At 70.8% G+C, this 9415-nt stretch carries 11 protein-coding genes; 3 read left to right on the forward strand and 8 right to left on the reverse strand.

Annotated elements, in window-relative coordinates; translation table 11 throughout:
- From FV230_RS19220 to FV230_RS19230, 3 genes are all read left to right on the forward strand, one after another.
- Positions 1 to 559, forward strand: a 559-nt coding sequence (locus tag FV230_RS19220) for a CoA pyrophosphatase (protein WP_147843530.1), incomplete at its 5' end; no start/stop codon positions are given.
- 38 nt (positions 560 to 597) lie between these two features.
- On the forward strand, positions 598 to 855 hold the full coding sequence (locus FV230_RS19225) for a DUF6111 family protein (protein ID WP_147843531.1): 258 nt from the start codon (positions 598 to 600) through the stop codon (positions 853 to 855).
- Positions 855 to 2102, forward strand: coding sequence for a CCA tRNA nucleotidyltransferase (locus tag FV230_RS19230; protein ID WP_147843532.1), 1248 nt, complete (start codon positions 855 to 857; stop codon positions 2100 to 2102). The genes FV230_RS19225 and FV230_RS19230 overlap by 1 nt, the downstream gene beginning before the upstream one ends.
- A gap of 50 nt (positions 2103 to 2152) precedes the next feature.
- On the opposite strand, the gene FV230_RS19235 is transcribed toward FV230_RS19230, so the two are convergent.
- From FV230_RS19235 to FV230_RS19270, 8 genes are all read right to left on the reverse strand, one after another.
- The gene (locus FV230_RS19235) at positions 2153 to 2554 is read right to left on the reverse strand and encodes a F0F1 ATP synthase subunit epsilon (RefSeq protein ID WP_147843533.1); all 402 of its coding nucleotides are present in this window, start codon (positions 2552 to 2554) and stop codon (positions 2153 to 2155) included.
- A gap of 70 nt (positions 2555 to 2624) precedes the next feature.
- Positions 2625 to 2873: a hypothetical protein gene (locus tag FV230_RS19240; RefSeq protein WP_147843534.1), complete on the reverse strand. Its 249-nt coding sequence runs from the start codon at positions 2871 to 2873 to the stop codon at positions 2625 to 2627.
- Between the two features lie 4 nt (positions 2874 to 2877).
- Positions 2878 to 4335 (reverse strand): F0F1 ATP synthase subunit beta, encoded by a 1458-nt coding sequence (gene atpD / locus FV230_RS19245; RefSeq protein WP_147728190.1) that lies wholly within the window; start codon positions 4333 to 4335, stop codon positions 2878 to 2880.
- A 48-nt stretch (positions 4336 to 4383) separates the two neighbouring features.
- Entirely contained in the window at positions 4384 to 5271 is an 888-nt protein-coding gene (locus FV230_RS19250) for a F0F1 ATP synthase subunit gamma (RefSeq protein ID WP_147728191.1), read from the reverse strand.
- Between the two features lie 71 nt (positions 5272 to 5342).
- A complete protein-coding gene (gene atpA, locus FV230_RS19255; protein ID WP_147728192.1) occupies positions 5343 to 6878 on the reverse strand; it encodes a F0F1 ATP synthase subunit alpha in 1536 nt (511 codons plus the stop codon).
- Positions 6879 to 6952: 74 nt separating this feature from the next.
- The gene (locus FV230_RS19260) at positions 6953 to 7522 is read right to left on the reverse strand and encodes a F0F1 ATP synthase subunit delta (protein WP_147728193.1); all 570 of its coding nucleotides are present in this window, start codon (positions 7520 to 7522) and stop codon (positions 6953 to 6955) included.
- Positions 7523 to 7755: 233 nt separating this feature from the next.
- On the reverse strand, positions 7756 to 8454 hold the full coding sequence (locus FV230_RS19265) for a DsbA family protein (RefSeq protein WP_147843535.1): 699 nt from the start codon (positions 8452 to 8454) through the stop codon (positions 7756 to 7758).
- A 112-nt stretch (positions 8455 to 8566) separates the two neighbouring features.
- Positions 8567 to 9193 (reverse strand): 2-hydroxychromene-2-carboxylate isomerase, encoded by a 627-nt coding sequence (locus FV230_RS19270; RefSeq protein ID WP_147729303.1) that lies wholly within the window; start codon positions 9191 to 9193, stop codon positions 8567 to 8569.
- Positions 9194 to 9415: the final 222 nt, after the last annotated feature.

The following is a 9415-nucleotide window of genomic DNA, read 5'->3' on the forward strand; positions in this document are numbered from 1 at the left end:
CCACAGCCTGGAGCCCGACGGCAGCGCCGTGATCCCGCCGCCGCCCCATCGCCGGGCGGCCGTGCTGGTGCCGGTCGTCGCGCGCGATACCGGCCTCGCGATCGTGCTGACGCAGCGCGCCGCCCACCTGCGCGACCATTCCGGCCAGGTCGCGCTGCCCGGCGGCAAGATCGACCCGACCGATGCGAGCCCGCACGCGGCGGCCTTGCGCGAGGCCGAGGAGGAGATCGGCCTGTCGCCGGAGCGCGTGCGGATGCTGGGCTACCTCGATCCCTACCTGTCCGGCACCGGGTTCCTGGTGGCGCCGGTGATCGGTCTGATCGACCCGCAGGCGCGCCTCGCGCCGAACCCGGCCGAGGTCGACGCGATCTTCGAGGTGCCCTTGGCGGTGCTCGCCGACCGCGCGCACTACGAGCTGCGGATGCGGGTGTGGCAGGGGCGCGAGCGGCGATTCTACGCCCTCCCCTACGGCGAGCGGCTGATCTGGGGTGTGACAGCGGGCATCCTGCACAACCTCGCCGAACGGCTCGATTTCGGGCGGCCGAAGGCCCAATCTTAAGCCGCGCGGGGATCGCCCGCGCCCAACGATCGGGTGCCATGCTGCGTCGCTTCGTGGAGGAGTTCGGGCTCTTCCTGCTGCCCTTCGGGCTGTTCTTCGCCTACCTGCTGCTCGTCGGCCGCAACCCGCTGCAGCGGGCGCACTGGGACGCGCAGGCCTTCCGCCTCGTCCTGGCCGGCTTGGCCGTGGTGATCGCCTCGATGGTCGCCTCGGGCCTGTTCTCCGAGCGCCATGCCGCCGGCTTCGTGCCGACCCACATGGAGAACGGCCGCCTGGTGCCGGGCGAGTTCCGCTGATGCGCAGCCTCGACCCCGAGGGCCCGGCACGGCTGCTCGCCAGGCCGGAGGTGCGGGCGGCGCTCGGCGCCCTGGACCAGGCCGGCGAGGAGACCCGCCTCGTCGGCGGCTGCGTCCGCGACGCGCTCCTCGGGATCGACGCCGCCGACATCGACCTGGCGACGACACTGCTGCCCGACGCCGTGATCACCCGCGCGCGGGCGGCGGGCCTCAAGGCGGTTCCGACCGGGATCGAGCACGGCACCGTCACGCTGGTCGTCGCCGGCCGACCGGTCGAGGTCACGACCCTGCGCGAGGACGTCGAGACTGACGGGCGGCACGCGGTCGTCCGCTTCGGCCGCGACTTCGTGCGCGACGCCGAGCGGCGGGACTTCACGGTCAACGCGCTCTCGCTCGGGGCCGACGGTACGCTGCACGACACCACCGGCGGCCGCGCCGACCTCGCGGCCGCCCGCGTCCGCTTCATCGGGGACCCCGCGACCCGGATCCGCGAGGACGCCCTGCGCATCCTCCGGTTCTTCCGCTTCCATGCCCGCTTCGGCGAGGGCCGACCGGACGCGGACGCGCTCGCCGCCTGCATCGCCGCGCGGGCGGCCCTCGACGGCCTGTCGCGGGAGCGCGTGCGATCGGAATTCCTGAAGCTTCTGGCCGCGCCGCATGCGCTCGAGGCGGTCGATGTCCTCGCCGAGACCGGCCTCCTGGCCCGCATCACCGGGGGCGTCGCCGAGAGGGGGCGTCTGTCGCGCGCGATCGCGGCCGGCGCTCCGACGATCCACCGGCTCGCCGCCCTTTCCGTGACGACGCGGGCCGATGCCGAGCGCCTCGCCGAGAGCCTGCGCCTGTCCAAGGCCGAGCACGTCGCCCTCGAGGCTTATGCCCGCGCCCTCGCCGCGCTGAAGACCCGGGCCGTGATCGACATTCCGGCGCTGCGGGCGCTCGCGGCCGAGCACGGAACGGCGGCCCTGGGGGCGGCGCTGGCTGTCGTCGCCGGCGAGCCGCGGCCGGTGATCGGGGCCGACGCCGCGGCTGCCTGGAGGGACATGAAGGACGGCCCGGCCCCGGTCCTGCCGGTGACCGGCGCGATCCTCGTCGCCCGCGGCATCCCGGCCGGGCCGCGGATCGGGCTCGCCCTGGCGGCGGCGCGCCGGCGCTGGCTCGACCAGGGCTGTCCCGTCGGCCCGGAAGCGGCCGAGGCGCTGATCGCGCACGTCCTCGACATGGAAAAGCCCGCCGAACCGCACCGGTGACGGCGGTTCGAGCGGGCTTCGGGGAGCCTCGGCCGAGAGCGGCGAAGGGCTCAGAGCTTGAGGAGGTTCTTGGTCTCCTGGAGCTGGACGATCTGGCCGTTCAGCTCCTCGCGCTTCCGCAGGTCCTCGGTGGCGTCGCGCTGCAGCTCGGCCGCCTCGATGTCGCGGTCGAGGGATTCCGGGGTCAGCTCCTCGATCGGCGCCGCGCGCTCGGCCAGCACCGTCACCCCGGTTGGGCCGATGTCGGCGAAGCCGCCGCGGACGTAGATGCGCTTGCCGCTGTTGGCGCGCTCGGTGACCACGATCACGCCGACGCGGAGCGAGGTCAGGACCGGAGCGTGGCCGGCGAGGACGGTCATCTCGCCCTCGGTGCCGGGAAGCTGCACCGACTCGACCTCGCCGGAATACAGCGACCGCTCGGGGCCGACGAAATCGAAGTGGAAGGTGGCCATGCGCTCGGAATCCCGACGTTTGTCATTCCCGGCACGCGGCCTGCTGAAGGCTGCGTGCCGACCTGAGAGGTTAGGCCCTGCGCCGGTCCGTGGCGAAACCGAGGCCGAAGCCGACCAGAGCGCCGATGCCGGCGAACAGGCCGATATGCTGCATCTGACCGGTGGTCAGCTCGCCGCCTCGGGCACCGGCCGGGCTGTCGCCCTGCACCTCGACCGAGAGCGGCCCGATCTTGAGCTCGGCCGCCTCGGGCCGCGTGACGTAGCCGACGAGGCCGCCGGCCAGGAGGCCGACGACCAGAAGGACGATCTTGCCGTTCAAGACCTCAGGCGGCCTTCAGCTTCTTGGCCTTGGCCTGGGCGTCCTCGATGGTGCCGACCATGTAGAAGGCCGCCTCCGGCAGGTCGTCGTACTTGCCCTCGACGAGGCCCTTGAAGCCCTTGATGGTGTCTTCCAGCGGCACCTGGATGCCCGGCGAGCCGGTGAAGATCTCGGCCACCGAGAACGGCTGCGAGAAGAAGCGCTCGATCTTGCGGGCGCGGGCCACGGTCAGCTTGTCCTCTTCCGACAGCTCGTCCATCCCGAGGATGGCGATGATGTCCTGGAGCGACTTGTAGCGCTGCAGCGTCTGCTGGACCTTGCGGGCCACCTCGTAGTGCTCCTCGCCGAGGATCGCCGGCGAGAGCATGCGCGAGGTCGAGTCGAGCGGGTCCACCGCCGGGTAGATGCCCTTCTCGGCGATCGAGCGCGACAGCGTCGTGGTCGCGTCCAAGTGGGCGAAGGAGGCGGCGGGCGCCGGGTCGGTCAGATCGTCGGCCGGCACGTAGATCGCCTGCACCGAGGTGATCGAGCCCTTGTTGGTGGTGGTGATGCGCTCCTGCAGGGCGCCCATGTCGGTGGCCAGCGTCGGCTGGTAGCCCACCGCGGACGGGATGCGGCCGAGCAGCGCCGACACTTCCGAGCCGGCCTGGGTGAAGCGGAAGATGTTGTCCACGAAGAACAGCACGTCCTGGCCCTGGTCGCGGAAGTCCTCGGCGATGGTGAGGCCGGTGAGCGCGACGCGCGAGCGGGCGCCGGGCGACTCGTTCATCTGGCCGTAGACCAGCGCGCACTTGGAGCCCTCGGCCGAGCCGTTATGCTCCTTCGGGTCCATGTTGACCTTGGACTCGATCATCTCGTGGTACAGATCGTTGCCCTCGCGGGTGCGCTCGCCGACGCCGGCGAAGACCGAGTAGCCCGAGTGCACCTTGGCGATGTTGTTGATCAGCTCCATGATCAGCACGGTCTTGCCGACGCCGGCGCCGCCGAACAGGCCGATCTTGCCGCCCTTGGCGTAGGGAGCGAGCAGGTCGACCACCTTGATGCCGGTGACGAGGATCTGCGACTCGGTCGACTGGTCGGTGTAGTCCGGCGCCGGCTGGTGGATGGCGCGCAGGCTGTCGGACTGGATCGGGCCGGCCTCGTCGATCGGCTCGCCGATGACGTTCATGATGCGGCCGAGCGTGTTGTGGCCGACCGGCACCATGATCGGCGAACCCGTGTCGGTGCATTCCTGCCCGCGGGTCAGGCCCTCGGAAGTGTCCATCGCGATGCAGCGCACGGTGCTCTCGCCGAGCTGAGCGGCGACTTCGAGAACGAGGCGGGCGCCGTTGTTCTTGGTCTCGAGCGCGTTCAGGATCTCCGGCAGGTGGCCGTCGAACTGGACGTCGACGACGGGGCCGATGACCTGGGTGATCTTGCCGACCTTGTTGGAGCCGGCGCCGGGGAGAGCGGTGTTTGCCATGATTGCGTGCCCTTGAAAGGTATGCGGTCGGTGCGCCGGTGAGGGCGCTTAGAGGGCTTCGGCGCCCGAGATGATCTCGATGAGTTCCTTGGTGATCATCGCCTGACGCGTGCGGTTGTAGATCAGCGTCTGCTTCTTGATCATCTCGCCCGCGTTGCGGGTCGCGGAATCCATGGCGCTCATGCGGGCGCCCTGCTCGGAGGCCGCGTTCTCCAGGAGCGCCCGGTAGACCTGGACCGTGAGGTTCTTCGGCAGCAGCGTCTCGAGGATCGCTTCCTCGGACGGCTCGAACTCCAGGGCCGAGTCGGCCGGCGCGCCGGTGGTGCTGGCGACGCCCTCGGGCAGCTCCGCCGGGATCAGCCGCTGCGCCGTCGGGATCTGCGAGATCACCGAACGGAACTCGGAGAAGAACAGCGTCGCGACGTCGAACTCGCCGGCCTCGTACCGGGTCAGGATCTTGTCGGCGATCTCGGCGGCGAAGGGGTAGTCCACCGGGCGGTTGCCGCGGATGTCCTGGCTCTCGACGATCTGCTCGCGGAACTGGCGGCGCAGCTGGTCGAGGCCCTTCTTGCCGACCGTCATCATCTTGACGGTCTTGCCCTCGGCCGTGAGCTTGTCGGCATGGGCCCGCGCCAGGCGCGCGATCGACGAGTTGAAGGCGCCGCACAGGCCGCGGTCGCCGGTGCAGACGATCAGCAGGTGCGTCTGGTCCTTGCCGGTGCCGGCCAGCAGCTTCGGGGCGCCGACGCCGCCGACGAGGTTCCCGGCGAGGTTGCCGAGCACGGCCGCCATCTTCTCGGCGTAGGGCCGGCCGCTCTCGGCGGCCGTCTGGGCGCGCCGCAGCTTCGCGGCGGCGACCATCTGCATCGCCTTGGTGATCTTCTGCGTCGCCTTCACCGAAGTGATGCGGTTGCGCAGATCCTTCAAACTCGCCATCGGGTGGTCCGGTCTCTCAGGGCCTGTTCACGATCGGGCGCCCGTCGCCGGGCGCCCGATGCGGCGGGTTCTCAGTTCGCGAGCGACTTGGCCACGCCCTCAACCACGCTCTTCAGCTTGGCGGCGCTGTCGTCCGACAGGTCCTTCGAGTCGCGGATGGTGGAGAGCAGGTCGGCGTGCTTGGAGCGCAGCGCGGAGAGCAGCGCGTCCTCGAACGGGCGGACCTTCGCCACCGGCATCTTGTCGAGGTAGCCGTTGACGCCGGCGTAGATCACCGCGACCTGCTCTTCCATCTTCAGCGGCGAGAATTGCGGCTGCTTCAGGAGCTCGGTGAGGCGCGAGCCGCGGTTGAGCAGCTGCTGGGTCGAGGCGTCCAGATCCGAGCCGAACTGGGCGAAGGCCGCCATCTCGCGGTACTGCGCCAGCTCGCCCTTGATCTTGCCGGCGACCTTCTTCATCGCCTTGGTCTGGGCCGAGGAGCCGACGCGCGAGACCGACAGGCCGACGTTCACCGCCGGGCGGATGCCCTGGTAGAACAGGTCGGTCTCCAGGAAGATCTGGCCGTCGGTGATCGAGATCACGTTGGTCGGGATGTAGGCCGAGACGTCGTTGGCCTGGGTCTCGATGACCGGAAGGGCGGTCAGCGAGCCGTTGCCGGCGGCATCGCCCATCTTGGCGGCGCGCTCGAGCAGGCGCGAGTGCAGGTAGAACACGTCGCCGGGATAGGCCTCGCGGCCCGGCGGGCGGCGCAGCAGCAGCGACATCTGGCGGTAGGCCACGGCCTGCTTGGAGAGATCGTCGTACGAGATCACGGCGTGCATGCCGTTGTCGCGGAAGTACTCGCCCATGGCGCAGCCGGCGAACGGCGCGATGAACTGCATCGGCGCGGCGTCCGAAGCGGTGGCGGCGATGACGATCGAGTACTCCATCGCGCCCTGGTCCTCGAGGACCTTCACGAACTGGGCGACGGTGGAGCGCTTCTGGCCGATCGCGACGTAGATGCAGTAGAGCTTCGAGGTCTCGTCGCCGCCCGCGGCGTGGCCGGGCTTCTGGTTCAGGATCGTGTCGAGCACGATCGCGGTCTTGCCGGTCTGGCGATCGCCGATGATCAGCTCGCGCTGGCCGCGGCCGACCGGGATCAGGGCGTCGACGGCCTTGAGGCCGGTCGCCATCGGCTCGTGCACCGACTTGCGCGGGATGATGCCCGGCGCCTTCACGTCGACGCGGCGACGCTCGGTCGACTGGATCGGGCCCTTGCCGTCGATCGGGTTGCCGAGGCCGTCCACGACGCGGCCGAGCAGGGCCTTGCCGACCGGCACGTCCACGATCGCGCCGGTGCGCTTGACGGTCTGGCCTTCCTTGATGTCGCGATCGGAGCCGAAGATCACGATGCCGACGTTGTCCTGCTCGAGGTTGAGCGCCATGCCGCGCACGCCTGACTCGAACTCGACCATCTCGCCGGCCTGGACGTTGTCGAGGCCGTAGGCGCGGGCGATGCCGTCGCCGACGGACAGGACCTGGCCGACCTCGGAGACTTCGGCTTCCTCGCCGAAGTTCTTGATCTGGTCTTTCAGGATCGCGGAGATCTCGGCGGCGCGGATGTCCATCGTCGGGCCCTTCAGTTCGTTCGAATCAGGTGTTTACGTGTGATGGCGGGAGCCGGAGCGTCCTCTCGGACCGCCTAGCGCGCTTCCCGCATCGCGAGACGGATGCCGTTGAGCTTGGTCCGGAGCGAGGCGTCGACCATGCGCGAGCCCATCTTCACGATGAGGCCGCCGATCAGGCTCGGGTCGACGTGCAGGTCGAGGTCGATCTCGGACTTGGCGACGTCGCGCAAGCTCGCCTTGATCTCTTCCAGCACCGCGTCGGAGGGACGCTCCGCCACCCGGACCTCGGCGCGGACGATGCCCTTCGACTCGCGCACCAGGCTGCGGAACGCGGAGATCATGCCGGGCAGCGCGAACAGGCGGCGGTTGGCGGCCGAGAGGCGGATGAAGTTGGCGGCCAGGCCGGTGATGCCGGCCTTCTCGAGGATCGCGCCGATCGCGGCGGCCTGCTCCTCGCCGGAGAAGACCGGGCTGCGCACGAGGCGGCGGAGATCGGCGCTCTCCTTGAGCAGGGCGTCGAAGCGCTCCAGGCCCTCGGCCGTCGCATCGACCTGACGCTCGTCACGGGCGAGATCGAACAGGGCGGAGGCGTATCGACCCGACACGCCGCCGACCAGGGAACCCTCGGAACCGTTCTGCGCCACCCGTCGCTCTCTCTTGTTCCTTGGCCCTTCGGTTCCGACCGGGCCGCGCCGTACTGAGGGCGCCGGGCCGGAGACCGTCGGGAAATGGGATTGTGCCGGGCGGTCGGGGACCATGAAGATCCCTCGGCCGGCGCGGCGACCGCCTAGCATGGCAACCGGAGCCGCGCAAGGCGATCGGCCGGCGGCGGCGCCCCGGCCGAGCTTGCGCGAAAGCCGCGATCCGCAGGTGTCGATCAGCAGGCGAGGCGATCGCACCGGCGCGTGGCGGCGATCATCTTCGCCATCGCGCGCGCGCCCGGATGGCCGAGGATGCCGGCATTGCCGAGCACGTAGGACGGGGTCGCGTAGAGGCCGAGATCGGCCGCGATCCGCATCTGGCTCTTGAGCGCTTCGCGGACCTCGTCGCTGTCGGCGATCGTCTCCAGATCCGGGCCGGCGATGCCGAGCGCGGTGCCGGCGGCGAGCGCGCCGGGGCCGTCGATCTTGCCGGGCTTGCCAAGCAGCTGGCCGTAGAAGGCCCAGGCGGCCTCGGAGCCGAGCTTGCGCTGGACGGCCAGCGCGACCTTGGCGGCCTGCGCCGATTGCGGCGACAGGATCGGGTTCTGCACCAGGCCGATCCGAAGCGCCGGGTCGGCGGCGTGCAGCGCGATCACGTCGGCGGCGGCCTTGCGGCAGTAGGGGCAATTGAAGTCGAAGAACTCGTACAGCGTCGTCTCGGCCTCGCGCGGGCCGACATAGGTGACGCCGCGCAGGGACGCGATCTGCCCGGTGATCTCGCCGGGCAGCACCGAGTTGGCGACTGCCCTGCCCTCGTCGCTCGTCACCGCGACCCGCTGCCCGTAGGACTGGGCGCGGGCGGCCCCGGCGAGGGCGACGCCGGCGGCGGCGGCGGCGGCCGAGGTCGCGAGGAGGTGGCGGCGGGTCAAGGGCATGGCGGCGTCCGGGCGGCGGTGTCGAGCTCGCGCATCAGCCCGGCGATTCAGGCGATGTCGGGGCCTTCGGCCGGATTGTTTCGCCGCGGGATCCGTTCGGCGCGAATTCTCGTCAGCGCATGTCGCCCGGCCGCTCGCCGGCGGCCCAGGCCAGCGCCTGCTCGAGCCGGTCGTTGCCCCAGAAGAGCTCGCCGTCGTCGGTCAGGAAGGTCGGGGCGCCGAAGATGCCACGCGATCGCGCCTCCTCGCCGACGACGCGGAGCTTGGTCTTGTTGGCCTCGCTCGCCGCCGCCTTGAGCTGCTGCGTCCCGTCGAGGCCGAGGCCGTTGAGGATCTCGACCACCGCCGCGGGCTCCGCGATCGAGCGGCCGTGCGCGAAGCAGGATTCGAACACCGCCTTCGAGAACGGCACCAGCCAGTCCTGGTCCTGCCCGAGGATCGCGGCGCGGGTCGCGCTGAGGCTGTTCTGCGGGAACGGATCGGGGCGGCGCACGGGCGGCAGGCCGCAGCGCGCGGCTTCGCGCTCCAGGTCGCGCCACATGTTCCGGCCCTTGGCCGGGTAGAGGTTGAAGGGGGAGCTGGTCCAGCCCTGCGAGGCGAAGATCGGCCCGACCAGGAACGGGCGCCAGCGCACGGCGACGCCGGCCGCCGCGGCCAGTCCCTCGATCCGGGCGGCGGCGAGGTAGGAATAGGTCGAAGCGAACTCGTACCAGAACTCGAGGGTCGGCTGGCGCGCCATGGTGATCGCTTCTCCGGGTCTGGATGTCGGCACGCAAATCTCGCACCCGTCGGTGTCGGGAGCGAGGCGGCCTCGGGCGCGTGGACGAGGGTCCGCGACGCCCCGCACGCCTGATCGAACGTCCGTCCCGGCATGCCGGTTGCAGGCCGTTCCGGTTGCAGGCTTCGGGACGGCGCGATAAGCCGCCGCAACCCCCGGCCCGCCGCCCTTGGCCCCTCGCCT

Origin of the sequence: Methylobacterium sp. WL6, assembly GCF_008040095.1 — a bacterium.
GTDB lineage: Bacteria > Pseudomonadota > Alphaproteobacteria > Rhizobiales > Beijerinckiaceae > Methylobacterium.

Excerpts from the sequence above, each read along its gene's own strand:
- FV230_RS19225 (WP_147843531.1), top strand. The coding sequence starts at position 598 with ATGCTGCGTCGCTTCGTGGAGGAGTTCGGGCTCTTCCTGCTGCCCTTC.
- FV230_RS19230 (WP_147843532.1), top strand. The coding sequence starts at position 855 with ATGCGCAGCCTCGACCCCGAGGGCCCGGCACGGCTGCTCGCCAGGCCG.
- FV230_RS19235 (WP_147843533.1), bottom strand. The coding sequence starts at position 2,554 with ATGGCCACCTTCCACTTCGATTTCGTCGGCCCCGAGCGGTCGCTGTAT.
- atpD (WP_147728190.1), bottom strand. The coding sequence starts at position 4,335 with ATGGCAAACACCGCTCTCCCCGGCGCCGGCTCCAACAAGGTCGGCAAG.
- FV230_RS19250 (WP_147728191.1), bottom strand. The coding sequence starts at position 5,271 with ATGGCGAGTTTGAAGGATCTGCGCAACCGCATCACTTCGGTGAAGGCG.
- atpA (WP_147728192.1), bottom strand. The coding sequence starts at position 6,878 with ATGGACATCCGCGCCGCCGAGATCTCCGCGATCCTGAAAGACCAGATC.
- FV230_RS19265 (WP_147843535.1), bottom strand. The coding sequence starts at position 8,454 with ATGCCCTTGACCCGCCGCCACCTCCTCGCGACCTCGGCCGCCGCCGCC.
- FV230_RS19270 (WP_147729303.1), bottom strand. The coding sequence starts at position 9,193 with ATGGCGCGCCAGCCGACCCTCGAGTTCTGGTACGAGTTCGCTTCGACC.